Origin of the sequence: Maritalea sp. S77 (assembly GCF_049801075.1) — a bacterium.
In the GTDB taxonomy this organism is placed as follows: Bacteria; Pseudomonadota; Alphaproteobacteria; order Rhizobiales; family Devosiaceae; genus Maritalea.
Genome location: NZ_JBNAGG010000001.1, coordinates 1,483,610 through 1,509,252, shown reverse-complemented (window position 1 = coordinate 1,509,252; position 25,643 = coordinate 1,483,610). Strand labels below are relative to the sequence as shown.

Below are 25,643 nucleotides of genomic sequence, written 5' to 3'. Positions count from 1 at the left end.
GTTGATGGGGGGAGAGAGATGAAAGATTTATCGCCAAAGAAAGACGATCTGGAACCGATTGAAGTCGCCTCGCGTGATGAAATCAGCGCGCTGCAATTGGAGCGGATGAAAAAAACGCTCGCCCATGCTTATGAGAATGTGCCCTTTTATAAGGCCAAGTTCGATGAAGCGGGCGTGCACCCCAGCGACCTGAAAAGCCTCAGCGACCTGTCAAAATTCCCGTTTACAGTGAAAACAGACCTGCGCGACAATTATCCGTTCGGCATGTTTGCCGTGCCGCGCGAAGAGGTGGTGCGCATACACGCTTCATCTGGCACCACGGGCAAGCCAACCGTCGTCGGTTACACCAAAAACGATATCGACGTGTGGTCCGATGTGGTGGCGCGGTCTTTGCGGGCGGCTGGCGTGCGCAAAGGTGATATTTTGCACAATGCCTATGGCTACGGTCTGTTCACTGGCGGTTTGGGCGCCCATTATGGCGCGGAACGGCTGGGCTGCTCCGTTGTGCCTGTATCGGGTGGCATGACCGCACGCCAAGTGCAATTGATCGAAGATTTCAAGCCAAGCGCCATCACCGTGACGCCGTCATACATGCTGGCGATTTTGGACGAGTTCAAAAAGCAGGGCATCGACCCGCGCGCCAGCTCGCTGCAAGTGGGTATTTTCGGCGCCGAGCCATGGACCAACGCCACCCGCAAGGAAGTGGAAGACGCGTTCGATATGCATGCGGTAGATATTTACGGCCTGTCCGAAGTGATGGGGCCGGGCGTGGCCAATGAATGTGTGGAAACCAAAGACGGGCTGCATATCTGGGAAGATCATTTCTATCCCGAAATCATCAACCCGGAGACCGGTGAACTGGTGGAAGACGGAGAAGAGGGCGAACTGGTCTTCACCTCTTTGACCAAAGAAGCCCTGCCCATCATTCGCTATCGTACCCGCGACTTGACGCGGCTTTTGCCGGGCACTGCCCGCTCCATGCGGCGGATGGAAAAGATTACCGGTCGCTCTGACGATATGATCATTTTGCGCGGCGTGAATGTGTTCCCGACGCAAGTTGAAGTTCAGGTTTTGGCTGTTGAAGGACTTGCCCCGCATTTCCAGATTGAGTTGACCCATCAGGGCCGGATGGATGAAATGACCATTCACGTCGAAGCCATTGCTGACGCGGCTTCGGAAGAAAATCGGGTGCAGTTGAGCAAATCTTTGAGCAAAAAAATCAAAGATAATATTGGCATTTCCGCGCGCGTGGTGGCCAACGAGCCGGGCGGGGTGCCCCGTTCGCAGGGCAAAGCCGTGCGGGTGATCGATAATCGGGATAAGGGATAGTCCAGTGGTTAGAACCATTGCCAAAGATCATGGCGAAAAGCGCGAAGCGATTTTGAAAACCGCTGCAACATTCTTTGCAGAAAACGGGTTTGATCGCGCGTCGATGAGCCAATTGGCAAGCGAATGTGGCATCTCCAAAGCGCTGATCTATCACTATTATGCCAGCAAGGAAGTTTTGCTGTATGATATCATCCACACACATTTGAAAGATCTTGTGGAAGCAGTGGAAGCGGTAGAGCCAGTTGATGATCCAAAAACGCATTTGCGCAATTTGGTCCACGCCATTTTGACTCAATATCGCGATGCGGATGCCGAGCACAAACTTCAATTGGAAGCCACAAAAGTCCTGCCGCAATCTGATCAAGATACGTTGGCTGATTTGCAAAGACAGTTGGTAGTTACATTTTCAACTGTCATAAAATCAGTGTCACCTGACTATTTTGAGAATCGTCAGGAAACGCTGCGACCAGTCACCATGTCATTGTTTGGTATGCTGAACTGGTTTTACATGTGGTATCGGCGCGGTAAGGGGATGACGCGTCCGCAATATGCCGATCTCGCAACGGATTTATTATTGGGCGGCATCAAGGGCTTGGAGGAGCAATAACCTTGATGCGCCATAGGAATTCTCGGCCATCCGGTCGGGCATAGAGGAAGGTTCATTTAGGGAGGAAGAAATGAACAAGTTTTTTAAACTCGCTGCAGCTGCAGCCATCGCCGTATCCACCAGCACCAGTGCTTGGGCGGCAGACTATAACCTCACCATTTCAAGCTGGACCGGGCCAAACCACGGCATCAACGCACTAATGTGGCCGGGTCTTATTAAGATGATTGAGGACGCCACAGACGGCAAAGTTACGGCCGAAGTGAAATTGGGCCTTGCCCCACCACCAGCCCAAATGGATTTGGTGATGGATGGCGCTGCCGACATGACCATAATTTTCCATGGCTATCAGCCTGGTCGCTTTGTCGCGCCAAAGCTGATTGAATTGCCCGGATATGAGGGCAATGCGGAAGCGGCTTCTGTTGCTTACTGGCGTGTATATGAAGAGCATCTCGCTGCGCTTAATGAACACCGCGGTGTGGTCGTGATGGGTCTTTCCACTCACGGTCCGGGTCAAGTCCACTCCAATAAAGAAGTGAAATCACTTGCTGATCTGGATGGGTTGAAAACACGTTTGCCAGGTGGCGTTGCTAGCGACATTGGCCGCGAATTGGGCATGATCGGCATTCAAGTGCCAGCACCAAAAGTGTACGAAACTTTGGCATCAGACGCGGCGGACGCTGTGGCCATGCCTTACGAAGGGCGTGTTGGCTTCAAGCTGACCGAAGTGGCAGAAAATGTGTATGAAATGCCTGGTGGGTTTTACCGTGGGTCTTTCGCTTTCTTGATGAGCCAAGAAACATTCGACAGCTTGCCAGCTGAATTGCAAACCGCTTTGCAAGAAGAAGTGTTTGGTGAGCCAGCTAGCCGGATGTTGGGCCAAGCTTGGGACGAGATCGACCGTATTGGTCGTGAAGCGACTGAAGCGGCAGAAAGCAACACCATCACCATCGCATCAGAGCAAGACCAAGCGCTTTACGGCCAATATGCGGACCTGATCACCAAGCAGGTTTTGGCGGAATTGACTGAAGCTGGCATTGATGCCCAAGCTGCCTATGACATGGTGAAAGCCGAAATGGCTGCGCAATAGCGCATCCCTAAGACAAACTGACGTGAGGCCCATTGGTCTCGCGTCGACCCCACTAGGTGCTTAGGAAAACATATGCATTCTGCCTTAAAACTCATTCGACAGCTCTCTAAGCTGCCTGTTGCCTTGGCGTCGGTCGCGCTCTTTGCCTTGATGGTGATGATCTTTGCCGATGTGATGATGCGGTCTGCCTTCAATGCGCCGTTTGAAGCTGCAACTGAGCTTACTCGCTGGTTTATGGCCATTATTGTGTTCTTGATGTTGCCGATCATTTCGGGCCAACAAGAACATATTGTAGTGGACCTGACAGACTCATTTTTCACCAACAAATGGGCCGTTCGCATCCGCGATGGCCTGATCAATTTGATATGTGGCGCGATGCTGATTTGGCCCGCCCGACAAGTTGTGGTGTTGGCAGAGCGTGCGCGTTCTTATGGTGATGTCACCGAATATCTCGCCTTACCCCAGTTTTATATTGAGTGGTTTATCGCGATCATGACATTCATCACCGCCGCTGTGCTGGTGGTGCGTGGTCTGATCATTTTGATTGCCCCGCAACTTTTGGAGCCTTCAAATGATTGAAGCCGCAATTGGATTTGGCATCGTTCTGGTGCTGGTATTGCTGCGTATGCCGATCGCCTTCGCTATGGGCTTGGTCGGTATGCTCGGCTACATGTATGAAACAAGCTTCCGTGGCGCATTATCCATGGTCTCACGCTTGATCATTGATACGTCGCAAGATTACGGCTTATCCGTTATCCCGCTCTTCATTTTGATGGGACTTTTCGTCAATAAGGGCGGTATCTCGCGCGAATTATATCGGGTTTCGTTCGCCTTTCTCGGCCACTTGCGTGGCGGGTTGGCCATGGCCACTATTGTTGCCTGCGGCGGCTTTGCTGCGATTTGCGGATCTTCATTGGCGACTGCGGCCACCATGTCCAAAGTGGCCATGCCGGAAATGCGCAAATATGGCTATGCCGACAGTCTTTCCACTGCGTCCATCGCGGCTGGGGGCACCTTGGGTATTTTGATCCCACCCTCTGTGATCCTCGTGATCTATGGCCTTTTGACCGAAACATCGATTGGTAAACTGTTCATCGCCGGCATCATTCCGGGCATTTTGGGTATCGTTTTTTACATTCTAGCGGTGCGATACACCGTTGGACGCAATCCAGATGCGGGGCCCGCGGGCGAACGAACGGATTGGAAAGGTCGTTTTGCGGCATTGCGCGGCGTTTGGGCTGTGTTGCTGCTCTTCTTCCTTGTGATTGGCGGTCTTTATGGTGTGCTAAATGTTTGGCCGATCTATTTGACCTTCTCACCAACAGAAGCTGCAGGCATGGGGGCGGCTGGTGCATTTTTGATTGCCTTGTTCCGCGGCAATTTGAACTTTAAGGCCGTAAGCGAAGTGCTTAAAGAAACGGCAATTACAACGGCATCCCTGTTTAGCGTGTTGATTGGCGCGTGGATCTTTTCCAACTTCGTCAATATTGCTGGCCTAACCGAAGGGTTGCGGGACATGATCGCAACACTCAACATGGCACCATGGATGGTGATGGCAGTGATCTTGATGATCTACATCCTGTTGGGCATGATCTTTGAAAGCCTGTCCATGTTGTTGCTGACCGTGCCGATCTTCTTCCCGCTGGTCATTGGCCTTGGGTTCGATCCGGTTTGGTTCGGTGTGGTTGTTGTGGTGGTGACGGAAATCAGTCTGATCACGCCGCCTGTAGGCCTCAACGTGTTCATTTTGAAAAATGTGGTGGGCGATGTGACCACGGGCACCATCTTCAAAGGGGTAACTCCCTTCTGGGTGGCCGACATAATCCGCCTTGCCCTATTGGTTGGCATTCCAGCATTGTCGCTGTTCCTGCCCAGCCAAATGTAAGCATTAAGGGCCGCCAATTGGCGGCCCTTTTACTTTTGCGCAGCAGGCGCGAAAAAATGATCCAGCTCAGTTTTGAAATGCAAGAGCGACGGCATAATCGCTGCACAGCGCTGGGCAATCTCATCAATAGGCTGCAAAATGTCCGGCACCATAATGGTCGCCATGCCTGCGCCATGTGCGGCCCGAACACCATTGTGTGAATCTTCAAAAGCAATGCAGTTCTCTGGCGCAAGGCCAAGACGTTCGGCTGCTGTTAAAAAGGGTTCCGGATCGGGTTTGCCGTTGGTCACATCATTGCGTGTCACGATGTGATTAAAATGTGGCTTCAACCCAGCTTGGTCCAAAAACTTATGCGCCATATTGCGGCCAGTTGACGTGGCCACTGCGATAGGCACGTCGCGTTGGTTCAATTGCTCCACCAGCAATTTTGCACCGGGCTTCAGCGGCACAGCTTCGCAAGCAAGGGTGATCCGCTCAAAACACAATGTGTTGAAGGCTTCTACATCAAATGCATCGCCATAATGCTGGTAATAGATTTTCGCACTTTCATTCGACGGGATGCCCACCAATGAGATGAAAATCTCATCGCTCATATGTAAATCCCACTCGGTGCAAATTTCCACCATCACCTGTTTATAAAGTCGCTCAGTGTCCAGCAGCAGCCCATCCATATCAAACACCACGCCTTTAATCGGGTGTGGCCATTCGGCCAAATGCGGCGTTTGGATGATCGTGTCGATTTTGGATGCAGTCTGTGACATAAATGGCTTTCTGAACGGCGAGGCGAGTAGATGATTTATATTGCTTTATTTCGTGGCCTAAATGTGGGCGGCAATCACAAAGTGAAGATGGCCGATTTAGTGGCCTTTCTCAACCGCCATGGTGGAGAAAAAACCAAACATTATATCCAGTCTGGCAATCTGGTGTTTCAGCATGATGAACAAGCGGGCCCGCTCGCCGAAAAATTAGAAACTGCATTTGCGCAAAAATTTGGGTTTGAAAGCCAGATCGTATTGCGCACATTGCCCCAGATGCAATCAGCGCATCAGGCATATCCATTTGATCAGGAGGATCGTGAGCAAAAATTCATGATGACTGGCTTTGCCCGTGGCACACCAAATCCGGATGCACATGAAGTGCTGAATGGTCTGGCGACGGAGGTCGAACTCGTTGCGCAAAATGATCATGAATTTTTCTTCTACTATGGCGGCGGATCAGCGCGATCAAAAATTGCCAATCTCAATTTTGAAAAGAAGTTGGGCACCGCACTCACTGTGCGCAATCGGCGGACCATCAGCAAGCTGATCGAAATTGCGCAACAACTCTGATCCACTTGATTTTGCGATGATAAAATGCTCTAGTCTTTAGAGCTTTTGCGTGTCAGTGCAGCAAAAGCGGTTTGCAAATGAAAGAACGCTTATGGTGAAAGAATATTCAATTGGCCAGCTTTCAAAGCTATGCGATGTGAAAGTGCCAACCATCCGCTATTATGAAGAAATTGATCTTTTGGAGCCGCCTGCGCGCACCTCAGGGGGGCAACGCCGTTATCCGCAAGGGGCAAGAGACCGCTTGTCGATGATCGCCCATGCGCGGGATCTTGGTTTTTCGATTGATTCAATACGCGAATTTATCCGCATGTCGAACCACCCAACCGCCCCTTGCGAGGATTTAGATTCGATTGCGGAAAAACATCTAGCTGATGTGCAAAACCGCATCAAAAAGCTGCAAGCGCTGGAAACCGAATTGACCGCCATGCTCAAATCTTGTGATCATGGTCGTGTTGCGGATTGCCGAATCCTGCATGTGCTGTCTGACCACGACCAATGCCAGACCCAGCACTAGCCAACCAGCGATGAAGGGGCCAAATGACTGCACTTATATCAATCTCAGATATCCACAATGGCCCCGACATAGACCATTGCTTGGCAGGCTTTCTCGCGGCCAAATATAATCTTTCACACAAGCGATTTTCACTGCCGGAATTGGCAGGCAAGCCCGACCTTTCTGCCGAGGAATTACACCAGACCTTGTTTGAAGGTGGTGCGGCAATTGACGCTGCCGAACGCTTAATTGCGCAAGTGGACGTGCCGTCATTACTGATTGGGTACAGTGCGGGCGGCACAATTGGTGCCATGGCAAATAGCGTGGTGCAAATCTTCGAATCCCAACTCTTTGTCTCATCCACGCGCCTGCGGCACCTCACAGCCAGCCATTTCAAAGTGCCGTCTCTTTGCCTATTTGGACAATATGACGAACATCAGCCCAGTCCAGATTGGCACAAAGAAGCGCTGGTTGAGCGCTATGAGGTGGCCGAATTTGGGCACGATTTTTATAAGGAGCTGCCCGTTGAAAGCTGGGCGCCGCTAGCGGAACAATTCTTCGAGTTAAAAGGGTAGGGACTAGGCCGCGATGCAATTGCGGCCATTGCTTTTGGCCGTGTAAAGATTTTTGTCGGCAACCTTCATAAATTCTGAAGGCACTTCGCCAGCATGGTGGGTTGCGACGCCAATAGACACTGTTAGGGTATAACGCTTCTTTTGATTGTCGAATTTCAGATGCATCACATCTTGGCGAATATGTTCTGACACGGTGCGTGCAGTTTCCACATTGCCACCGCTTAGATAAACGCCAAACTCTTCACCGCCCAAGCGCCCCGCCAAGTCAGTTTGTCGGATATTTTGACTGATGACTTTGCCGATAAACGCAATGGCTTCGTCGCCTGCGGCGTGGCCAAACTCGTCGTTCAGCGTTTTGAAATGATCCGCATCGATATAAAGAAAGGCGCCGCTGCCATTTGGCGTTGTGGGGTGGCGCACCCGGTCTCGCATAGCTTCAATAAAGCTTGTGCGGTTAAGCAGACCGGAAAGCTGATCAGTGCTGGCGATATGCGCCAGCTGTACGCTCAAGCTGTTCAATTTATAGCGCTGCCATGCCATATACATTGCAAGCGGCATAGCCACCACTGGCGTGATGGTGCCGGTGATGATCAGGTTTTCACTGATCGAGTCCCAACTGGCATTTATGTAGAACAACAGGGTGAGCAGTTCCGCAGCACACAAGGCAATTAGGCTTATGCCAAAAGACTTGATCACTACCGGGCGCACCAGATGATGGTCTTTTTCGTCAATACCTATGAATGTCAGAAATTGTTTGAACAAAATCATGCCTTGTGAATCTCAATTGGATGCCCAAGATAAAATTATGCTGGAACCTCTTTAAAGTTTATGAGCGAATATAGATAAAATTTTATCTATCCCTTGGACCCGTGTTGACGGTTTAAAAAGCAATCCCTAAGACTAAGCCCCTGCGCAGCGTTCCAATTAAAGGAACTGAAAGCGATTCTGGTGCGGCTGACCCAAACAGGGAGCCAAGCCCGGAGCTGCTCGATGTTGATTTTTTGCGAACTCTGCCTCTCACGATTCAAAAACCGAAGAGGTAGAACAATGAAATATTTCTTAGCATCCATTTTTGCTCTTTTGCCAGGTTTGGCGATGGCGCACCCGGGCCACACTGAAGTGGTAGATGGGCATAGCCATTCCTTGATGGATTTGGCAGTTTATAGCGCCATTCCCGCGCTCATCCTGCTGGCCTTCGCGGTTGGATTTTTCCTCCTGCGGCGCGGCAACAAATAATGAACTTGAAATTGGACAAGGACACAGCGGTCATGCTGTGTGGCCATGGCAGCCGTAACAAACTGGCTGTGGATGAATTCGCGCACCTCAAAGATCGTTTGAAAGAACGTTTGGGCGATGTGCCTGTTGAATATGGCTATTTGGAATTTGCCGATCCGGTGATCCATCACGGCCTCAATCAGCTCAAAGAGCAGGGCGTAAAAAAGGTGATCGCCGTGCCGGGCATGTTGTTTGCCGCTGGCCATGCGAAAAACGATATCCCGTCAGTGCTCAACACTTATCAGGCGCAAAACCCTGACATGGAAGTGATCTATGGCCGCGAGCTCGGGGTGGATTTGAAAATGATCCGTGCAGCGGGTGCCCGCATCGAAGAAGCATTGGAACAAGCGGGTGGCGATGTGACGCGCGAGAAAACCTTGCTTGTGGTTGTGGGCCGCGGGGCCTCTGACCCGGATGCAAACTCCAATGTGGCAAAAGTGATGCGCATGTTGTGGGAAGGCATGGGCTTTGGCTGGGCCGAAGTGGCCTATTCCGGCGTCACATTCCCACTCACCGCACCCGCGCTGCAACATGCAGCAAAACTTGGTTATAAGCGGATCGTTGTGTTTCCATATTTCCTCTTCACCGGCGTGCTGGTGAAGAGGATTTACAAATATACCGATGAAGTGGCCGCCGAACATTCTGACATTGAATTTATCAAAGCGGGCTATTTGAACGACCATGACATGGTGGTGGAAACCTTCATCGATCGCATCCGCGAAGTGGTGGACGGCGAAAACAATATGAACTGCCAGATGTGTAAATATCGCGAGCAAGTTCTGGGGTTTGAAGCCGAAGTGGGACAAGCGCAAGAGAGCCATCACCACCATGTGGAAGGCATTGGCGGCGGCATGGAAGATTGCCCCTGCAATGGCGATTGCGATGCATCCTGCCGTGATGAGGAATTCTGCAAAAAGCACGGGCTGCCGTTCACCCCGGTGCATAAGCATGACCACGATCATCATCATGATCACGACCATTCGCATGACCATGGCGATGGGCACCACCATCATCATGATCACCATCACCACCCTTATCCGTTTAAGGACCATCCATTGGGTCCGAAAACCATGGAGAAAAAGGGGTCCTGATGGACTATTTGCGTGACCCTAAAGCCATTTACGAAATGAGCTTTAAGATCATCGAAAAGGAGGCGGCGCTGGATCAGTACCCGCCTTCTTTGCGGCCCGTTGTGGTGCGCATGATCCATGCGTGCGGCATGGTGGATCTGACGCAGGATATTGCGTTTTGCGGCGATGTGATGGAGGCCGGGCAGGCGGCGCTTGCCGCAGGCAAACCCATCTTATGTGATTGCGAAATGGTCCGCTCCGGCATCACCAAACGGTTCTTGCCCAGAGGCGGAGCATTTTCTGATGATGCGCCGAGCGGCACAAGTGCCGCCGGGCAACTTTTTGCCCGCCCCCGCGGAGGCGTTGAGCGAAGCGAAACTGCCGTGAGCGCAAAGACCAGTCAGGCACAGTGCTACCTCAATCATGAGCGCACCCCCACTTTGGCCAAGGAGCTTGGCACCACGCGCTCTGCGGCGCAGGTTGAGCTGTGGGGCGAGGCTGCAGATGACGCAATTATTGTGATCGGCAACGCGCCAACCACCTTGTTCAAAGTGATCGAATTGGTTGAGGCCGGGCACATGAATCCTGCGGCCATCATCGCCACCCCCGTTGGCTTTGTGGGCGCGGCAGAATCGAAAGATGCGCTCACCCAAACACGTGTTAGTGTGCCCTATATCACCGTAACGGGCAGACGCGGCGGCTCGGCCATGGCCAGCGCCGCGATGAACGCGATTGCATTGGGAGGGCAGCAACAATGAGCAAATGGTTAGATGTGGTGGGCGTCACCGCCAAAGGATTGGCGTCACTCAACAGCGAACAGCAGCAGCTTGTCGACGAAGCTGAAGTTGTGGTCGGCCCACCACGCAGCCTGCCAAAACTACGCGGCGATGATCCGCGCTATGTGGAATGGCAGGCCCCGCTCGACAATATGATCGAGCAAATCCTGTCCTTCAGCGGCAAAAAGACCGTGATCTTGGCCACGGGCGACCCCACTTGGTACGGCATTGGCGCCACGCTGACCCGCTATATTCCCTTGGATGAATTTGAAATTCACCCGGCCCCTTCGGCCTTCTCCCTGGGCGCTGCGCGGATGAAGTGGCCACTGCAAAACACCGCCTGCGTCTCGGTGCATGGGCGTCCCGTTGACTTGCTTAATGCGCATATCGTGCCAGGCAACCGGATTTTGGCCCTCACCAGCGATGCGACTACTATTGAGGCGATTGCTAAATTGCTGGTGCAGCGTAAGTTTGGTCAGAGCCAGTTGACGGTGTTAAACGCCATGGGGGGCGACACCGAAAGCAAAGTGGAATTTACCGCCAAAACCTATGAAAGCCACGGTATCGGCAATCTCAATACTGTCGCCATCGATTGCGTGGCCGATGAAGATGCGGCCCTGTTGCCGCCGTTGCCGGGCTTGCCAGACAGCGCGTTTGTCTCTGACGGACAGCTGACCAAGCGCGAAGTCCGTGCCGTCACTTTGGCGAAGCTGGTGCCGCTGATGGGACAACATTTGTGGGATGTTGGCGCGGGCTCGGGCTCGGTCGGCATTGAATGGATGCGTGCCGCGCCGCGAGCAACAGCCACGGCATTTGAAAAAAGCACCGCCCGCATCGAAATGATCAAAAAGAACAGAGACGTGCTGGGCACACCTGGCCTTAAAATCGTTGAAGGCGAAGCGCTGGCGCATTTGAACGAAGCGCCGCCAATGCCAGACGCGATTTTTATGGGTGGCGATGTGGGCAATACAGAATTGTTCGACGCCCTTTGGGCAGCCCTGAAACCGGGTGGCCGCTTTGTGGCCAATGCCGTGACACTGGACGGTGAGGCGGCGCTCCTCAATAGACTAGAGCAAAAAGGCGGCGACTTGGCCCGCATTGATGTCTCCCACCTCGACCATGTGGGCGCCCACAAAGTGCTGCGCCCAAAAATGACCGTGACCCAATGGTCAATTGTGAAAAAGGCAGATGAATGAGCGGCACGCTTTATTTGATCGGCACCGGGCCGGGCGATCCTGAATTATTGACTCTGAAAGCCGCGCGTGTGCTCAATGCGCTGGATGGCGTGGCTTATCCGCAAAAGCCGGGCACCATTTCGCAAAGCCTCACCATTGCCGAAATGCATTTGAACGACAATGTCGAGCATTTTGCCTTTGACGTGCCGATGGCCGTGGACCGTGGTCCGGCGCAAGCAGCCTATGATCAAATGGCGGAACAACTCGCCCCCAAATTGGCTGCCGGGCAGAATATAGGTTATCTGTGTGAAGGCGATCCGCTCTTTTATGGCTCGGCCATGTATTTGCTGCACCGCTTGCCGGAGGCGCAGATTGAAATCATCCCCGGCATCACCTCTTTGACTGCCGCCGCTGCTGAAATCAAACGGCCATTGGCTGCGCGCAATGAGCGGTTGAAAGTGCTGCCTGCGCCAATGGAAAGCGCCGCGCTGGAAGCCGAACTCGCCACCAGCGAAGCAGTGGCACTGATCAAGATAGGCCGCCATTTTGACCGGGTGCGCAAAGCACTCAACAAAACGGGGCATGGCGACAGCGCGATGGTGGTGGAATATGCCACCCGCGACACGAAAAAAATCACCAAACTGGCCGACTACCCGCAAGGGGAACGGCCCTACTTTTCGATCATCCTCAGCTATAAAGGCGACGAAGCATGGGGCAGCTAAACCAAAATCCGCCATTGGTGATTTCTTTTTCGGAAAGCGGCAATGAGGTCGCTGAGAAAATCGCGACCGCGCTTTCAATAGAAGCACAGCTTTACAAAAAAGGCGAAATGGACCCGGCCCGCGCCGCTGTCGAGCGGGACTTTCAGCAAGGCCGCCCCATCATCGGCATTTGCGCAGCGGCGATCCTGATCCGCTTTCTGGCGCCATTTTTGGCCGACAAAAAGACCGATCCACCAGTGCTGGCAGTTTCAAGCGATGGCAAAAGCATTGTGCCGCTCTTGGGCGGGCACCATGGGGCCAATCAATTGGTCAATGATCTCGCGCGGGACTTGAACGCTCACGCGGCGATCACCACAGCAAGCGAAAACATCTTTGGCGCGGGGCTGGATGAAGTGCCGTTCGGCTGGACCTTGGTTAATCCCAAATCCGCCAAGCGGGCCATGGCGTCTATGCTGGCGGGAGCCACATTTCACATCAAAGGTGAGGCCGACTGGCTGGCCAAACATCCGGCCCATGATCCTGCAGGCGAGGTGCAGCTGCTCGCCCATATCCACCATCGGGAAGAACAGGACGTACCGCATTATGTGCCGCAAAAGCTGGTGGTTGGCGTGGGCTGTGAACGCCATTGCCCGGCAGACAAAATTATTGAATTGATCAAATCAACAATCAAAGCCAACAAGCTGCACCCCAAAGCCATCGCGGCACTGGCCAGCATTGACCTGAAGGCAGACGAGCAAGGCTTGCAACAAGCCGCCGCCCATTTCGGCGTGCCTTTGCGCGTTTTCACCGCTGAGGAATTGGCGGCAGAGCGCGAGCGCGTGCCGAACCCCTCTGCCATTGTGGAGCAAGAAGTGGGCACGCCTTCAGTAGCCGAAGCCGCCGCCTTGAAAGCGGGATCTTTGCTGGTGGAAAAGCAAAAGAACACGCAAGCCACCTGCGCCATTGGCATCGCCGACGAGGTGATTGATCCGCAGCTTTTGGGCCGCGCTTTGGGCACAGTTTATCTTGTGGGGCTTGGGCCGGGCACCGCAACTCTGCGCACGCCAGAGGCAGACCGCGCCTTGCGGGTGGCAAGCGATTGGGTCGGCTATGGCCTCTATCTGGATTTGGCGGCAGACGCCAAAACCCACCAGACTGAGCATCGGTTCGATTTGGGCGAAGAGGAATTGCGTGTGCGCCATGCGCTTGAGCTGGCGGGCACTGGCCGCGATGTGGCGCTGATCTGCTCCGGCGATGCGAACATCTTTGCCATGGGCGCGCTGATCTATGAATTGCTGGTGGCCGAAGGCGACCGCGCCATTTCGGACGCGGCCAAGCGCGTGGCGATTGAAACCTGCCCCGGCATTTCCGCGTTTCAGGCCGCAGCGGCCAAGTCTGGCGCGTTGATTGGCCATGATTTCTGCTGCATATCCCTGTCAGATTTGCTGACCCCGCGCGAAGATATTTTGAAGCGGCTGGACGCGGCAGCGACCGGCGATTTTGTCACCGCCTTTTACAATCCACGCTCCATGCGCCGGACTGACTTGATCGAAATCGCGAAGGAGAAATTCCTCGCGGAACGGCCGGACGACACCCCCGTGATCATCGCCTCCAACCTTGGTCGCGCGGCGGAAAAAGTGCGGGTGGTCACATTGGCCGAGTTCAACCCGGAAGAAATCGACATGCTCACTATCGTGCTGTTCGGGTCTTCCCAATCCAAAAGCTTTGTGCGTGGTTCCGGCGAACGGGTCGCCTATACCCCGCGCGGCTACGCCAAAAAAGCAGCTAAAGAGGCCGCACAATGACTGTCTATTTTATCGGCGCAGGCCCCGGCGCTCCTGATTTAATCACTGTGCGCGGCTTGAAACTGATCGAAAACTGCAAAGTCTGCCTGTTTGCAGGCTCATTGGTGCCCACAGAAATTGTGGAGGCGGCGCCGAGCGATGCGTTGGTGATGGACACCGCACCCATGCATCTGGATCAGATCATCGAAGAAATCCAAAAGGCGGATGCCGATGGATTGGATGTGGCGCGGGTGCATTCGGGCGACCCTTCGCTTTATGGCGCCATTGCCGAACAGATGCGGCGGCTGGATGAAATGGGCATTGATTATGAAGTCGTGCCCGGCGTGCCGGCCTTTGCCGGGGCGGCGGCGAGGTTGAAAACCGAGCTGACCTTGCCTGAAATCGCGCAGACGGTGATCGTCACCCGCACCAGCGGCAAAGCCTCGTCTATGCCCGAGCATGAAACGTTGGAGATTTTGGGCCAATCACGCGCGACCTTGGCGATCCACCTTTCGATCCGCAACCTCAAATATATCGAAGAAACGCTTAGCCCCTATTATGGCGAAGATTGCCCCGTGGTAGTGATCTACCGGGCCACATGGCCGGACGAACAAATCATCCAAACCACGCTACAAGATATGCGCGCCGATGTACGGGCCGCGAAAATCACCCGCACGGCGTTGATCTTTGTGGGTCGTGTATTCGATGCCAAAGGCTTTAAAGACAGCGAGCTTTATTCCGCCGACTTTGCCCACGTGCTGCGCAATAAGGGCAAAAAGAAGGACCGCACCAAGACCAAAGGTCAGGCGGCAGAGGCGGAATGATCGGCCACAAACTTCACCGCGCCGTCAACCGAAAACACTTCCGGTGCCGTGGGCAGGGCGGGGCGCTCGATCATGATCACTTCAACGCCCAATTGCCGCGCGGCTTCAAGCTTGGCTACGGTCTGATCGCCGCCCGCATTTTTGGTCACCAAATGGGTGATCTTATGCTGGCGCATCAACGCCATTTCACCCTCAAGGCTGAAGGGCGGACGTTCCAGCATAACGGTCACACGCGGCGGCAGCACCATTTCGGGATGCTCAATGGCGCGCAGCACGATGGTACAATCGTCTCTCAACACAAACGGCTCCACATGCTGGCGGCCAATGGTCACCAGTGCGTTGGCCCCTTCGGGCAATCGCTCCGCCGCTTGGGCCAAATCTTCCACATGCTGCCACTTATCCTCCGGCCCCGCACGCCACGGTTGGCGCGTCAGGCGCAAATGGCTCTTGTTCAGCTGTTCGCACGCTTCAACAATATGGTGAGACATGGTGGCGGCAAATGCATGGGTCGCATCAATCATCAATTGAAAATCATTGCGGCCAATATAATCCTTCAGCCCGTCCACGCCGCCAAAACCGCCGCGATGCACATGCCCGTTGGGCAGGCGCGGTTTGCGGGTAACCCCGGCAAGGGAGGTGGTGACCTCATGGCCTTGACGCACCAGCGCATTGGCCAAATCAATCGCTTCGCCTGTGCCGCCAAAAATCAAAATGCGCATAAACCTGCCTCCCAGTTGGTGTTAGCTTTCGGCGATTATAACGCCTTTTCGGTCTGTCACCAAAACGCTGACATGGATGTCATTGTTCCGCAGCACACCCTGGGCAATTTCTGCGGCCAAAACCGCAATGCGCTGCGCAATATCGATGTCCGCTTCCGTACACAATTCCAACACCTGCTTCGCGGTGTTGGCCGCGCGAATGTCGCTGCACAGGGCCTCGTCCGCACCAAGGCTTTGCGCTTGTTCGGCCAACCAGTCAAAGCCAACTTGGGAGCGGCCTGAATGCAAATCCAGATGCCCTTCCGCGAGCTTGGTGATTTTGGCAAACCCGCCACAAATGGTGAGGTTGGGCACCGGATTGGCTTTCAGATATTTCAGCAGGCCGCCGGCAAAATCGCCCATATCCAAATAGGCTTCCAACGGCAGGTCAAGGCGTTTCTGTGCCGCCTTTTCCGAGGCATCGCCCGTGGAGCCGACCACATGTGTCAACCCTTCGGCCCGCGCCACATCAATGCCGCGATGGATCGAGTGAATCCATGCGGCGCAGGAAAAGGGCACAACGATGCCCGTGGTGCCCAATATGGAGAGGCCGCCAACAATGCCCAAACGCGGGTTCCAGGTTTGCTGCGCCAGCGCTTCGCCATTATCCACGCTGATCGTAATTTCAATGTCAGCCCGTGCGCCCAGTTCGGCGCAGATTTTTTCGCAATGCTCAATCATCATTTTGCGCGGCACCGGGTTGATCGCGGGCTCGCCAGGCGGAATGGGCAGGCCGGGCTTGGTCACCATGCCAACGCCTTTGCCCGCCTTAAACTGAACGCCACTTCCCTCGGGCAATTGCCGCACCGTCGCGCGCACCATCGCGCCATGGGTCACATCCGGGTCATCACCTGCATCTTTCACAATGCCGCACATGGCAAAATCATCACCGGGTTCTTCCGCCGCGAGGGCAAAATCGGGTGTTTGGCCGCCGGGCAGGGTGATTTGAATGGGGTCTTTAAACGCGCCGGAAAACAAGCCATAAAGCGCCGCGCTGGTGGCCGCTGTGGCGCACGCGCCGGTTGTCCAGCCGCGTTTCAGGGCCGTACCGTTCTCATTGACGCTATCTTGTGTGGACGCAACCATATATTCTCTATAGGTCACGCACCTTTAAAGGCAAAGGGCTAATTAAATGCGGGATTGGTTTAAACACCTCTTTGGCAAAAAACAGGATCATTTTGCACGGCTTGATGCGCGCGCTTTCCCAACCTTCGCGCCCGGCAGTGTGTGGTTGGTGGGCGCAGGTCCGGGCGATCCGGGCCTTATGTCGCTGCACGCCTTTTATGCGCTCGGCCAAGCCGATGTGATCGTTTATGACGCGCTGGTGGGCGAAGAAATTCTCACTTACGCCAACCCACAGGCCGAATTGCATTATGCGGGCAAGCGCGGCGGCAAACCGTCACCGAAGCAAAATGACATTTCGCTCAAGCTGATCGAGTGGGCCAAGCAAAATAAACGCGTGCTGCGCCTTAAGGGCGGCGACCCATTTATGTTTGGCCGCGGCGGTGAAGAAAGTGAAACGCTGCACAAGGCAGGCGTGAAATTCCGCATCGTACCGGGCATCACCGCAGGCATTGGCGGGCTGGCCTATGCAGGCATTCCCGCCACCCACCGTGACACCAATCAAGCGGTGATTTTCCTCACCGGACATGACGAAACAGGCAATGTGCCGCAAGCGGTGGATTGGCATGCGGTGGCCACTGCCGCCCCGGTGATCGTGATGTATATGGCGGTCAAACATTTGCCATCGATCGCGCAAAAGCTGTTGGAAGGCGGGCGCGGCCCGAAGGACAAGGTCGGCATTGTCTCCAACGCCACCTTGCCGCACCAAAGCCTAATGGTCACCCAACTTGGCGAGGCAGGCGAATTTGTGCAGCAAAATGAAGTGCCCACTCCCGCCATCGTGGTGGTGGGGCCGGTGGTTGATTACGCAAAAATTCTGAACTGGCAGGATAAGGACTAATGGCCAAGGGATTGATCATCGCCGCCACCCAGTCCGGTTCCGGAAAAACCTTGCTCACCACCGCGCTTTTAGGCGCGTTGAAAGAGCGGGGCATGAAGGTCGCCTCGGCCAAAACCGGCCCGGACTATATTGACGGCCAGGTGCATGGCCTTGCCACCGATCAAAGCGCCATCAATCTCGATCCATGGGCGATGAGCCAATCGCGCCAACGCAGCCTGCTGAGTCAGCAGGCCAGCGGCCATGATCTGGTGTTGGTCGAAGGGGTGATGGGCCTGTTTGACGGGTCCGCCAGCGGCAAAGGCTCTACCGCCGATCTGGCGAAAAATCTGCAATTGCCTGTGGTGCTGGTGGTGGATTGCGGCTCCATGGCCCAATCAATCGCCGCCCTTGTGTATGGCTTTCAAAATTTGCGCACAGACATTGATGTGGCCGGGGTGATCCTCAACCGTGTCGCCAGCGATAAGCATGAGAAAATGCTGAAATCAGCGCTCGCCAAACTGGATATTGAAGTGCTGGGCGCATTGCGCCGCAACGCAGAGCTGGACATTCCCTCGCGCCATTTGGGCTTAACGTTGCCAGAAGACTTTGCCAAAAGCCGCACCGTGGCGGCGCTGGCCATCAGCGAGGTAAAAAAGCGCTTGGATTTGGATGGATTGCTGCATTTGGCTAAGCCCATTTTGGCCGCACAAGCCAGCCCAAAGCTGGCGCCGCTGGGCCAAAATATCGCCATTGCCAAAGACGCAGCTTTTGCCTTTCTCTACCCGCACTTGCTGGCCGATTGGCAGGCGCAAGGCGCGCAATTGCATTTCTTTTCGCCTCTTGCCGATGAAGCCCCCGCCGATGATGCCGATGCCGTGTTTCTGCCTGGCGGTTATCCAGAACTGCACGGCGAACAATTGGCCGATGCACAGAACTTCAAGCAGGGCATGCGCAAGGCCGCCGAGCGCGATGCGCTGATCTATGGCGAATGCGGTGGCTATATGGTGCTGGGCGAGAGCTTGACCGATAAATCCGGCAACAGTTTTGAGATGACGGGTCTTTTGCCGCTGCAAACCGCGATCAACCGACCGCGTCGCCAATTGGGCTATCGCCGACTAAACCATAAAAGCATTTTGCCTTGGCCTGCCGATTTACTTGGCCATGAATTTCACTATTCAACCGAGCTGAAACGCGAGGGCGATGCATTGTTCCGCGCCAGCGATGCGGAAGCCAACGCGGTGGGGCAAATGGGCTTGCACCGCAACCGCATTTTGGGCTCCTATGCCCACATCATTGATGTGCGGGAGTAGCAGAGCGTGACGGCCAAAAGCATGATGTTTATGGGCACCGGCTCGGATGTGGGCAAAAGCCTTGTGGTCGCGGGGCTGTGCCGCCTGTTGCACAATCGCGGTTTCTCCGTAGCGCCCTTCAAGCCGCAAAATATGTCCAACAATGCAGCGGTGACTGCCGATGGTGGTGAGATTGGTCGTGCCCAGGCCCTGCAAGCCCGTGCTGCCAAGATTGCCCCAACAACTGCCATGAATCCCGTGTTGCTTAAGCCGGAGCATGAAACGGGCGCACAGGTGGTCGTGCGCGGCCAGCGGGTTGCATCCATGAGTGCGCGAGAATATTTCAAGCGTCGCATTGAATATCTGCCGGAAGCCATCAAAGCCTTTCAGGAACTGAGTGCAGTCCATGACTTTGTGCTGGTTGAAGGTGCGGGCAGCGCGTCTGAAGTGAATTTGCGCGACAGCGACATCGCCAATTTCGGCTTTGCCCAAGTGCTCAATCTGCCCGTGACCCTGATCGGCGACATCCATCGCGGCGGCGTGATTGCGTCCATCGTGGGCACCTTCGCCGTGGCACAGCCTGAAGATGCGGCGCTGATCAAGGCGAGTCTGATCAACAAATTCCACGGTGACCCATCGCTCTTTGACGAGGGCAAAGCCTTTATCGAATCGCACACCAAGCACCCCTGTTTTGGCCCGCTGCCCTTCTATGCGGATGCAAAATTGCTGCCGCCGGAAGACGCCTTGGCGTTGGATGACGCTGAGCTGGTGAAGAGCGATGGCTTGAAAATTGTGGTGCCGCGCCTGCCGCGTATCTCCAATTTTGACGATCTCGACCCGCTGCGGCAGGAAGCCAATGTGAGCGTTGAGATCGTACAGCCTGGCAATCCGCTGCCGCGCGATGCCGATTTGATTTTGTTGCCCGGCTCCAAAGCCACCATTGCCGACTTAGAAGCGCTGAAAGCCCAAGGCTGGGACATTGATATTCGCGCCCATGCCCGCACGGGTGGGGCCGTGTTGGGGCTGTGCGGTGGCTATCAAATGCTGGGCAAAAGAGTTCACGACCCCGAGGGTGTGGAAGGCGCGCCGCACTCTATCGATGGGCTTGGCCTACTGGATATTGAAACCACCATGGCCAACCAGAAGCAGCTGCGTGAGGAGGAGGCTCTCCATCTGGCGACCCGGCAAACCATGCGCGGCTACCATATGCATATGGGCGAAACGCAAGGGCCCGATCGGGCACGGCCTTTCAGCCAGATTGGTGATGAAACGGACGGGGCCATGTCCGCCAGCGGCAAGATTATGGGCACCTATTTGCACGGCCTATTTGCCAGCGATCAATTCCGCCGCGCCTTTTTGCAAAATTTAGGGGCCGTGCTGCAGATAGACCTTGAATATGAAGCCCGTATTGACCAGATTTTAGACGGATTTGCCGATCATATTGAGCGCCACATTGATGGCGACAAACTTATCAGCCTGTTCGCCACCCCGCGTGATCTGACTTTTTAGGAAATAGACCATGAGCTTTGCCATCGCCTTTCTCGCCATGTTGTTGGAACGAATGGTGGGCTATCCCCGGCAAGTGCTAGACGCCATCGGGCACCCGGTCATGTGGATGGGCAAACTCATCACCATTTTGGAAAAACGTGGCAACCATCCCGATTTGCCAGATCATCGGCGGCGGCAGAATGGATATGCCATGATCGGGTTGGCATTGGCGGCAACCCTGCTGATCAGCCTGATCATCATATCCATCACCCGCAGCGCGCCCTTCGGCTGGGTGTTCGAAATCATTTTCGCCAGCACCTTGATCGCGCAAAAGGAATTGGGTCGCGCCGTAAAAGCAGTCGGTGAGGGCCTGCGCAGTTCACTCGACGAAGGTCGTGAAGCGGTGTCGCACATTGTGGGGCGCGACCCAGAACATTTAGATGAAGATGGGGTGGCCCGTGGCGCCGTGGAATCGCTGGCGGAAAATGCCTCCGATGGCATCGTCGCACCCATATTTTATCTCATGCTGTTCGGCTTGCCCGGCATCGCGCTTTATAAAATGATCAACACGGCTGACTCGATGGTGGGCCACAAAAATGAGCGTTTTAAAGACTTTGGTTTTGCCAGTGCCAAGCTAGACGATTGGGCAAATTATGTGCCGGCGCGGATTACTGCTATGTTCTTCACCGTCGCGGCCAAGTTCAAAGCTGGCTTTGATGCCAAGGCGGCGTGGCGTTCTGCCCAGCGGGACGCGAAATGGCATAAATCACCCAATGCAGGCTGGCCAGAAGCGGCCATGGCAGGCGCCATCGGCGTAAAGCTTGGCGGCCCGCGCGACTATGATAGAGAAACGGTGGAACTGGCTCATATGGGCGAGGGCAAGGAGCATGTGGATGCGGATGATATTGACCGCGCCCTGTCGCTCTATTGGTTTGCCCTCACGCTGATGCTCGGCACTTTGTTGGTGCTGGCAGCGTTTTTCAACTAACCAGATTGGCGTGTATTTACGCCAAATCGCCCTTGAGATTTTGTGGGATACCAGCGGTGACAAACACCACATTCTGACAAATGCGGGAAAGCTCCTGATGGGCGATCCCGGCATGGTCCACAAATTCGCGTGCCATCTTATTGTCAGGGATCACACCTTGGCCCACTTCGTTGGACACTAAAACAACCGAAATATCATCATTGGTGCTGAGCCAATGGGCGAGGGCTTCAACGCTCTCATCCACATCATAGTCTGCCATCATCAAATTGGTGATCCATAGCGTCAGACAATCCACCAACACGCGATCATATTTACTGCGTGCGCGCTCAAGCGCTGAAATCAAGTTGATGGGCTGCTCAACCGTGTCGAAATGATCGCCACGTGCCTGTTGGTGGGCAGAGATGCGCAATTTCATTTCTTCGTCATATGCTCGGCCTGTGGCAACATAAAGTGGCTTTTGGTTGCCTTTAAGGGCAACGCCCTCAGCAAATCCAGTTTTGCCCGACTTGGCACCGCCAAGAATAAGTGAGTGGTTAGTCATCTTCTTTTTCTTTCTTCATTGTGGGCAGGCGCGCAATAAAATGTCCCATCATGGCCTGTGGCCATTCTGCAAATGGCACTTCGCCATCCAGGGTGCGTTGATGCGCTGCCGCCCAATCTATAATGGCCTCGGCGGTGGGTTGGTCTGGGGTGAACCCGCCCGCGTGATAGCCAATCTTTTCATCGTCCTGCAGTTGAATTGCACAGGATTGCTTGCAACTCCAAAGGCAAGGGTGGCGTACAATTTTGAGGTCCATCTGCCGATGGTCGCGCGCCGCTTCCACCAAATTGGCAAGCAACTCGCCGCCGGTTTCGCCTTTATCGTTAAAGGCGCTGGTGGAGCTAAATTTGCACGTAGAACAGATAAACAAACAGGACGCCAATTCATCACCTTTTTCAAACGAACGCCCTCAATAAAACATGCCGCAGACAAAGCCAATGGCTTGCAATTGCATTTTTGCGAAAAAACGAGCGAATTTGCGCGGATTAATACTTTCGTATAAGACGAATTGCGTTTATGGTCCGCGCAAATTTCAGCGTTTGAACAAAGGATGGACTGCGTGCAAAACTTGTTTCTCGGAATTGACGGCGGCGGCACCAATTGCAGAGCGCGGCTTGCGGACGAGAATCTGAATATTTTGGCACAAGTGCGCGGCGGCCCTGCAAACACGACGATTGGCGACGGGTCGCAAGCCTATAACTCCATCATCGAAGTAAGCCACAAAGCGTTTGAAGAGGCTGGCTTAGGCCAATCTGATATGGCCCGCACCATTGCCTGCTTGGGCCTTGCTGGCGCGCATTTGGAAAGCTCGCGCCGCGATTTTGCGGCTCGCGAATATCCCTTTGCAAAAACCTTGGTCCACAATGATGTGGAAACCGCCCGCGAAGGCGCGCATCTGGGCGAAGATGGTGCGGTATTGATCGTTGGTACAGGTTCGGCTGGGCTCGCCAAAGTTAAGGGCGAATATTTTCCCGTCGGTGGCTGGGGCTATCATATTTCAGATACGGCATCTGGTGCGATCTTGGGCCGTGCCTTGGCGCGGCGTTCAATTGAAGTGCTAGATGGCTTAAGCAAGGGATCTGATCTGACCGAAGTGGTGATCGACCATCTTGGCGGCACTCAAAACAGTTTGATGGCATGGTCCTTCAAAGCGTGGCCTAAAGATTTTGCCAGCCTTGCGCCGTTCGTGGTCGAGCACTTCGAAAAGAACGACCCAATTGCTTTGGAACTGATGCAATTTGAATTTGATCAGATCGAGCAATTCATCAACTGGTTTAAAGCCCGCGGCGCGCAAAAACTGGCCATTGTTGGCGGGTTGGGTGAGCGGCTTATTCCCATTTTGACTGAGCGGTTTGGCGACTATGTGCAAGGCGCAAAATCTGACGCGCAAAATGGGGCACTATTAATGGCGCAAAAAGCTGCATAAGCAGGCTTGGGGCCAGCGCGTCATGCGCGAACAATGAAAGGAATGTCTATGTCCGCCCGTATTATTCCGGTCGATCCTTTTGATTATGTGGTGTTTGGCGCCACAGGCGATCTATCGCAGCGCAAATTGATCCCTGCGCTTTATTACCGCTTTTATGACGGGCAGTTCGACACCAATTCGCGCATTATTGGCGTGTCTCGCTCTGAAATGAGCGATGAAGAATTTCAAAAGTTCGCCCGCGATGCGGTGAATGAATTTGTTGATGCTGATCACATTGAGCCTCAAATGCTCGATGATTTTATCGGCTGTTTTTCCTATATCGCCAATGATGTGACAGATCGCGAAGGTTGGTCAGAACTCAGCGCTTCATTGCGTGATGATCCAAATGTCGTGCGCGCCTTCTATCTGGCGGTCGCACCATTCCTATTCGCCCCTATTTGCGACTACCTCTCCAGCCAAAATTATTGGACACCCGATGCGCGGGTGGTGCTGGAAAAGCCACTGGGGCACGATCTGCAATCGTCTGTTGAAATCAACGATACAGTGGCCGAAGTTTTCCGCGAAGATCAGGTCTATCGGATCGACCATTATTTGGGCAAAGAGACGGTTCAAAACCTCTTGGCTTTGCGCTTTGCGAATGCCTTGTTTGAACCGATTTGGAACTCTGCCCATATTGATCATATTCAAATCACCGCCGCAGAATCTGTTGGGGCGGGCGGGCGTTCCTATTACGAAAAATCAGGTGCCTTGCGCGACATGGTGCAAAACCATTTGCTGCAGCTTTTGTGCTTGGTGGCAATGGAGCCACCCGCATCAGACGAAGCCAACGCCCTGCGCGATGAGAAATTGAAAGTGTTGCGTGCGTTGAAGCCCATTAATGGCGAAGCGGTGCATAAGCAAACCGTGCGCGGCCAATATCGCGGCGTGAGCGCCGAAGACACCAAGGTGCCGAGCTATGTTGAGGAATTGGGCGAGGGCGCCACTTCCAACACCGAAACATTTGTCGCGATCAAAGCTGAGGTGGAAAATTGGCGTTGGAACGGGGTGCCGTTCTATATGCGCACGGGCAAGCGCATGGCGCGTCGCGCGTCCGAAATTGTCATTCAATTCCGCGAAATTCCACATTCAATCTTTTCCCGTTCGGAAGGCGTGCCGACACCAAACCGCTTGGTGATCCGCTTGCAGCCGGATGAAGGGGTGAAGCTGTTCTTAATGATTAAAGATCCTGGCCCAGGCGGCATGCGCTTGCGCCAAGTGCCATTGAACCTTAGCTTTGCTGATACGTTTACCCAGCGGACCCCGGAAGCCTATGAGCGTTTGCTCATGGATGTGGTGCGCGGCAACCAAACCCTGTTTATGCGTCGTGACGAATTGGAAGCGGCGTGGGCATGGATTGATCCGATCCGCGAAGCGTGGGACAATGACGCAACACCTTTGCATGGCTACACCTCAGGCACATGGGGCCCCACCAGCTCAGTTGCGCTGATCGAGCGCGATGGCCGCACTTGGCATGAAGAGCTGGACGATCCCAAAGCAATATAGGTGAACAAATGGCAGATCTAATCGACCATAATTTCGACAGCAAAGATAAACTGGCACGCTCACTGGCGTTTCGCGTGGCCACAGAGCTAAAACGCGATATTGAAGCCAGCGGCAAAGCCAGCATGTTGGTGTCCGGCGGTTCCACGCCCAAAGCGTTCTTTGCGGCGTTGAGTGAAGAGGAACTGGATTGGACCCGCGTGACCATCTCACTTGTAGATGAACGCTGGGTGCCGCCAAGTTCAGATCGGTCGAACGCAAAGCTGGTCGGTGAGCATCTATTGCAAAATAAAGCCAATGGCGCTGCCTTTATGCCGCTTTATATTGATGGTGTTTCAGCACAAGAAGGTGCAGCGGCGCTTGGCGAACAGTTTGAAGGCGTGCACAAGCCCTTCACTGTGGTGATCTTGGGCATGGGCACAGATGGCCATACGGCCTCTTTCTTCCCCGGCGGCGATCAATTGGCGGAAGCAATTGACTTGAAAAATCAAAGCACATTCACGGCGATTGAAGCGCCAGGCGCGGGTGAGCCGCGGATCACATTCACACTGCCGCAATTGCTGCAATCCAGCTTCTTGGCGTTGCACATTGAAGGCGATGAAAAGCAGAGCGTTTTGAAAACGGCACTTGGTGAGGGTGAAGTGGCAGAGATGCCCATTCGCGCGGTGCTGCGTCAAACCATTAAAGAACTCAATATCTTCTGGTGCCCCTAGGGTATTATCCCAACATCCTTTGTTCCCAGTAAGGTCGCACTGATAAATCC

At 54.3% G+C, this 25,643-nt stretch carries 28 protein-coding genes; 22 read left to right on the top strand and 6 right to left on the bottom strand.

Annotation, left to right across the window (positions count from 1 at the left end):
- Nucleotides 1–18: 18 nt before the first annotated feature.
- The 5 genes from paaK to ACP15Y_RS07295 all read left to right on the top strand — a co-directional run bounded on the left by paaK (nucleotide 19) and on the right by ACP15Y_RS07295 (nucleotide 4,908).
- Complete coding sequence (gene paaK / locus ACP15Y_RS07315) at nucleotides 19–1,329, top strand: phenylacetate--CoA ligase PaaK (protein ID WP_424982351.1); 1,311 nt, start codon at nucleotides 19–21, stop codon at nucleotides 1,327–1,329.
- A 4-nt stretch (nucleotides 1,330–1,333) separates the two neighbouring features.
- Nucleotides 1,334–1,936, top strand: a complete 603-nt coding sequence (locus ACP15Y_RS07310) for a TetR/AcrR family transcriptional regulator (protein ID WP_424982349.1) — start codon at nucleotides 1,334–1,336, stop codon at nucleotides 1,934–1,936.
- A 70-nt stretch (nucleotides 1,937–2,006) separates the two neighbouring features.
- Nucleotides 2,007–3,023 (top strand): TRAP transporter substrate-binding protein, encoded by a 1,017-nt coding sequence (locus ACP15Y_RS07305; protein WP_424982348.1) that lies wholly within the window; start codon nucleotides 2,007–2,009, stop codon nucleotides 3,021–3,023.
- Nucleotides 3,024–3,095: 72 nt separating this feature from the next.
- Nucleotides 3,096–3,602 (top strand): TRAP transporter small permease, encoded by a 507-nt coding sequence (locus ACP15Y_RS07300; protein WP_424982346.1) that lies wholly within the window; start codon nucleotides 3,096–3,098, stop codon nucleotides 3,600–3,602.
- Nucleotides 3,595–4,908: a TRAP transporter large permease gene (locus tag ACP15Y_RS07295; protein ID WP_424982345.1), complete on the top strand. Its 1,314-nt coding sequence runs from the start codon at nucleotides 3,595–3,597 to the stop codon at nucleotides 4,906–4,908. The genes ACP15Y_RS07300 and ACP15Y_RS07295 overlap by 8 nt, the downstream gene beginning before the upstream one ends.
- 29 nt (nucleotides 4,909–4,937) lie before the next feature.
- Here the strand turns inward: ACP15Y_RS07295 and ACP15Y_RS07290 are convergent, their stop codons facing one another.
- Nucleotides 4,938–5,669 carry an HAD family hydrolase gene (locus tag ACP15Y_RS07290; protein WP_424982343.1) on the bottom strand — a complete coding sequence of 244 codons (732 nt, stop codon included), beginning with the start codon at nucleotides 5,667–5,669 and terminating at the stop codon, nucleotides 4,938–4,940.
- Nucleotides 5,670–5,699: 30 nt separating this feature from the next.
- On the opposite strand from ACP15Y_RS07290, the gene ACP15Y_RS07285 reads away from it, so the two are divergent.
- The 3 genes from ACP15Y_RS07285 to ACP15Y_RS07275 all read left to right on the top strand — a co-directional run bounded on the left by ACP15Y_RS07285 (nucleotide 5,700) and on the right by ACP15Y_RS07275 (nucleotide 7,304).
- Complete coding sequence (locus ACP15Y_RS07285) at nucleotides 5,700–6,236, top strand: DUF1697 domain-containing protein (protein WP_424982342.1); 537 nt, start codon at nucleotides 5,700–5,702, stop codon at nucleotides 6,234–6,236.
- Between the two features lie 91 nt (nucleotides 6,237–6,327).
- Nucleotides 6,328–6,750, top strand: coding sequence for a MerR family transcriptional regulator (locus tag ACP15Y_RS07280; RefSeq protein WP_424982340.1), 423 nt, complete (start codon nucleotides 6,328–6,330; stop codon nucleotides 6,748–6,750).
- A gap of 23 nt (nucleotides 6,751–6,773) precedes the next feature.
- The gene (locus tag ACP15Y_RS07275) at nucleotides 6,774–7,304 is read left to right on the top strand and encodes a hypothetical protein (RefSeq protein WP_424982339.1); all 531 of its coding nucleotides are present in this window, start codon (nucleotides 6,774–6,776) and stop codon (nucleotides 7,302–7,304) included.
- A 3-nt stretch (nucleotides 7,305–7,307) separates the two neighbouring features.
- Here ACP15Y_RS07275 and ACP15Y_RS07270 read toward each other — a convergent pair whose 3' ends face one another.
- Entirely contained in the window at nucleotides 7,308–8,066 is a 759-nt protein-coding gene (locus ACP15Y_RS07270) for a GGDEF domain-containing protein (protein ID WP_424982338.1), read from the bottom strand.
- 285 nt (nucleotides 8,067–8,351) lie between these two features.
- On the opposite strand from ACP15Y_RS07270, the gene ACP15Y_RS07265 reads away from it, so the two are divergent.
- From ACP15Y_RS07265 to cobM, 7 genes are read left to right on the top strand one after another with little or no spacing between them, the layout of a single operon-like run.
- Nucleotides 8,352–8,540 (top strand): DUF6732 family protein, encoded by a 189-nt coding sequence (locus ACP15Y_RS07265; RefSeq protein ID WP_424982337.1) that lies wholly within the window; start codon nucleotides 8,352–8,354, stop codon nucleotides 8,538–8,540.
- A complete protein-coding gene (locus tag ACP15Y_RS07260; RefSeq protein ID WP_424982336.1) occupies nucleotides 8,540–9,670 on the top strand; it encodes a sirohydrochlorin chelatase in 1,131 nt (376 codons plus the stop codon). The genes ACP15Y_RS07265 and ACP15Y_RS07260 overlap by 1 nt, the downstream gene beginning before the upstream one ends.
- A complete protein-coding gene (locus ACP15Y_RS07255; protein ID WP_424982335.1) occupies nucleotides 9,670–10,407 on the top strand; it encodes a precorrin-8X methylmutase in 738 nt (245 codons plus the stop codon). Before ACP15Y_RS07260 ends, ACP15Y_RS07255 begins: the two co-directional genes overlap by 1 nt.
- The gene (gene cbiE, locus ACP15Y_RS07250) at nucleotides 10,404–11,621 is read left to right on the top strand and encodes a precorrin-6y C5,15-methyltransferase (decarboxylating) subunit CbiE (RefSeq protein ID WP_424982334.1); all 1,218 of its coding nucleotides are present in this window, start codon (nucleotides 10,404–10,406) and stop codon (nucleotides 11,619–11,621) included. Before ACP15Y_RS07255 ends, cbiE begins: the two co-directional genes overlap by 4 nt.
- Nucleotides 11,618–12,322: a precorrin-2 C(20)-methyltransferase gene (gene cobI / locus ACP15Y_RS07245; protein WP_424982332.1), complete on the top strand. Its 705-nt coding sequence runs from the start codon at nucleotides 11,618–11,620 to the stop codon at nucleotides 12,320–12,322. Before cbiE ends, cobI begins: the two co-directional genes overlap by 4 nt.
- On the top strand, nucleotides 12,310–14,106 hold the full coding sequence (locus tag ACP15Y_RS07240; RefSeq protein ID WP_424982331.1) for a cobalamin biosynthesis protein: 1,797 nt from the start codon (nucleotides 12,310–12,312) through the stop codon (nucleotides 14,104–14,106). Before cobI ends, ACP15Y_RS07240 begins: the two co-directional genes overlap by 13 nt.
- Nucleotides 14,103–14,909 carry a precorrin-4 C(11)-methyltransferase gene (gene cobM, locus ACP15Y_RS07235; protein ID WP_424982330.1) on the top strand — a complete coding sequence of 269 codons (807 nt, stop codon included), beginning with the start codon at nucleotides 14,103–14,105 and terminating at the stop codon, nucleotides 14,907–14,909. Before ACP15Y_RS07240 ends, cobM begins: the two co-directional genes overlap by 4 nt.
- Here the strand turns inward: cobM and ACP15Y_RS07230 are convergent.
- Complete coding sequence (locus ACP15Y_RS07230) at nucleotides 14,888–15,628, bottom strand: cobalt-precorrin-6A reductase (protein ID WP_424982329.1); 741 nt, start codon at nucleotides 15,626–15,628, stop codon at nucleotides 14,888–14,890. The genes cobM and ACP15Y_RS07230 overlap by 22 nt on opposite strands.
- A gap of 21 nt (nucleotides 15,629–15,649) precedes the next feature.
- Nucleotides 15,650–16,753 (bottom strand): cobalt-precorrin-5B (C(1))-methyltransferase, encoded by a 1,104-nt coding sequence (locus ACP15Y_RS07225; protein ID WP_424982328.1) that lies wholly within the window; start codon nucleotides 16,751–16,753, stop codon nucleotides 15,650–15,652.
- 46 nt (nucleotides 16,754–16,799) lie between these two features.
- Between ACP15Y_RS07225 and cobA the strand changes: the two genes are divergently transcribed.
- From cobA to cbiB, 4 genes are read left to right on the top strand one after another with little or no spacing between them, the layout of a single operon-like run.
- On the top strand, nucleotides 16,800–17,630 hold the full coding sequence (cobA, locus tag ACP15Y_RS07220) for a uroporphyrinogen-III C-methyltransferase (RefSeq protein WP_424982327.1): 831 nt from the start codon (nucleotides 16,800–16,802) through the stop codon (nucleotides 17,628–17,630).
- Nucleotides 17,630–18,919 (top strand): cobyrinate a,c-diamide synthase, encoded by a 1,290-nt coding sequence (locus tag ACP15Y_RS07215; RefSeq protein ID WP_424982326.1) that lies wholly within the window; start codon nucleotides 17,630–17,632, stop codon nucleotides 18,917–18,919. The genes cobA and ACP15Y_RS07215 overlap by 1 nt, the downstream gene beginning before the upstream one ends.
- 6 nt (nucleotides 18,920–18,925) lie before the next feature.
- Nucleotides 18,926–20,407: a cobyric acid synthase gene (locus ACP15Y_RS07210; RefSeq protein ID WP_424982325.1), complete on the top strand. Its 1,482-nt coding sequence runs from the start codon at nucleotides 18,926–18,928 to the stop codon at nucleotides 20,405–20,407.
- 10 nt (nucleotides 20,408–20,417) lie between these two features.
- Nucleotides 20,418–21,374 (top strand): adenosylcobinamide-phosphate synthase CbiB, encoded by a 957-nt coding sequence (gene cbiB, locus ACP15Y_RS07205; RefSeq protein ID WP_424982324.1) that lies wholly within the window; start codon nucleotides 20,418–20,420, stop codon nucleotides 21,372–21,374.
- A gap of 16 nt (nucleotides 21,375–21,390) precedes the next feature.
- On the opposite strand, the gene cobU is transcribed toward cbiB, so the two are convergent.
- Nucleotides 21,391–21,915: a bifunctional adenosylcobinamide kinase/adenosylcobinamide-phosphate guanylyltransferase gene (cobU, locus tag ACP15Y_RS07200; protein WP_424982323.1), complete on the bottom strand. Its 525-nt coding sequence runs from the start codon at nucleotides 21,913–21,915 to the stop codon at nucleotides 21,391–21,393.
- Nucleotides 21,908–22,285 carry a DUF1636 family protein gene (locus ACP15Y_RS07195; RefSeq protein ID WP_424982322.1) on the bottom strand — a complete coding sequence of 126 codons (378 nt, stop codon included), beginning with the start codon at nucleotides 22,283–22,285 and terminating at the stop codon, nucleotides 21,908–21,910. The genes cobU and ACP15Y_RS07195 overlap by 8 nt, the downstream gene beginning before the upstream one ends.
- 189 nt (nucleotides 22,286–22,474) lie before the next feature.
- Here ACP15Y_RS07195 and ACP15Y_RS07190 point away from each other — a divergent pair, with 189 nt between their 5' ends.
- The 3 genes from ACP15Y_RS07190 to pgl are packed head-to-tail and all read left to right on the top strand — an operon-like array spanning nucleotide 22,475 to nucleotide 25,593.
- Nucleotides 22,475–23,341, top strand: a complete 867-nt coding sequence (locus ACP15Y_RS07190; protein ID WP_424982321.1) for a BadF/BadG/BcrA/BcrD ATPase family protein — start codon at nucleotides 22,475–22,477, stop codon at nucleotides 23,339–23,341.
- A 48-nt stretch (nucleotides 23,342–23,389) separates the two neighbouring features.
- Nucleotides 23,390–24,883: a glucose-6-phosphate dehydrogenase gene (zwf, locus tag ACP15Y_RS07185; RefSeq protein WP_424982320.1), complete on the top strand. Its 1,494-nt coding sequence runs from the start codon at nucleotides 23,390–23,392 to the stop codon at nucleotides 24,881–24,883.
- A gap of 8 nt (nucleotides 24,884–24,891) precedes the next feature.
- Entirely contained in the window at nucleotides 24,892–25,593 is a 702-nt protein-coding gene (pgl, locus tag ACP15Y_RS07180) for a 6-phosphogluconolactonase (protein WP_424982319.1), read from the top strand.
- Nucleotides 25,594–25,643: the final 50 nt, after the last annotated feature.

Bases quoted from the DNA above. Each gene is read 5' to 3' on its own strand.
- cobI (WP_424982332.1), top strand. From the start codon at position 11,618: ATGAGCGGCACGCTTTATTTGATCGGCACCGGGCCGGGCGATCCTGAA.
- paaK (WP_424982351.1), top strand. From the start codon at position 19: ATGAAAGATTTATCGCCAAAGAAAGACGATCTGGAACCGATTGAAGTC.
- ACP15Y_RS07260 (WP_424982336.1), top strand. From the start codon at position 8,540: ATGAACTTGAAATTGGACAAGGACACAGCGGTCATGCTGTGTGGCCAT.
- ACP15Y_RS07300 (WP_424982346.1), top strand. From the start codon at position 3,096: ATGCATTCTGCCTTAAAACTCATTCGACAGCTCTCTAAGCTGCCTGTT.
- ACP15Y_RS07290 (WP_424982343.1), bottom strand. From the start codon at position 5,669: ATGTCACAGACTGCATCCAAAATCGACACGATCATCCAAACGCCGCAT.
- ACP15Y_RS07240 (WP_424982331.1), top strand. From the start codon at position 12,310: ATGGGGCAGCTAAACCAAAATCCGCCATTGGTGATTTCTTTTTCGGAA.
- cbiE (WP_424982334.1), top strand. From the start codon at position 10,404: ATGAGCAAATGGTTAGATGTGGTGGGCGTCACCGCCAAAGGATTGGCG.
- ACP15Y_RS07280 (WP_424982340.1), top strand. From the start codon at position 6,328: ATGGTGAAAGAATATTCAATTGGCCAGCTTTCAAAGCTATGCGATGTG.
- cobM (WP_424982330.1), top strand. From the start codon at position 14,103: ATGACTGTCTATTTTATCGGCGCAGGCCCCGGCGCTCCTGATTTAATC.
- ACP15Y_RS07285 (WP_424982342.1), top strand. From the start codon at position 5,700: ATGATTTATATTGCTTTATTTCGTGGCCTAAATGTGGGCGGCAATCAC.
- cbiB (WP_424982324.1), top strand. From the start codon at position 20,418: ATGAGCTTTGCCATCGCCTTTCTCGCCATGTTGTTGGAACGAATGGTG.
- pgl (WP_424982319.1), top strand. From the start codon at position 24,892: ATGGCAGATCTAATCGACCATAATTTCGACAGCAAAGATAAACTGGCA.
- cobU (WP_424982323.1), bottom strand. From the start codon at position 21,915: ATGACTAACCACTCACTTATTCTTGGCGGTGCCAAGTCGGGCAAAACT.
- ACP15Y_RS07225 (WP_424982328.1), bottom strand. From the start codon at position 16,753: ATGGTTGCGTCCACACAAGATAGCGTCAATGAGAACGGTACGGCCCTG.
- cobA (WP_424982327.1), top strand. From the start codon at position 16,800: ATGCGGGATTGGTTTAAACACCTCTTTGGCAAAAAACAGGATCATTTT.
- ACP15Y_RS07215 (WP_424982326.1), top strand. From the start codon at position 17,630: ATGGCCAAGGGATTGATCATCGCCGCCACCCAGTCCGGTTCCGGAAAA.
- ACP15Y_RS07275 (WP_424982339.1), top strand. From the start codon at position 6,774: ATGACTGCACTTATATCAATCTCAGATATCCACAATGGCCCCGACATA.
- ACP15Y_RS07265 (WP_424982337.1), top strand. From the start codon at position 8,352: ATGAAATATTTCTTAGCATCCATTTTTGCTCTTTTGCCAGGTTTGGCG.
- zwf (WP_424982320.1), top strand. From the start codon at position 23,390: ATGTCCGCCCGTATTATTCCGGTCGATCCTTTTGATTATGTGGTGTTT.
- ACP15Y_RS07255 (WP_424982335.1), top strand. From the start codon at position 9,670: ATGGACTATTTGCGTGACCCTAAAGCCATTTACGAAATGAGCTTTAAG.
- ACP15Y_RS07305 (WP_424982348.1), top strand. From the start codon at position 2,007: ATGAACAAGTTTTTTAAACTCGCTGCAGCTGCAGCCATCGCCGTATCC.
- ACP15Y_RS07230 (WP_424982329.1), bottom strand. From the start codon at position 15,628: ATGCGCATTTTGATTTTTGGCGGCACAGGCGAAGCGATTGATTTGGCC.
- ACP15Y_RS07295 (WP_424982345.1), top strand. From the start codon at position 3,595: ATGATTGAAGCCGCAATTGGATTTGGCATCGTTCTGGTGCTGGTATTG.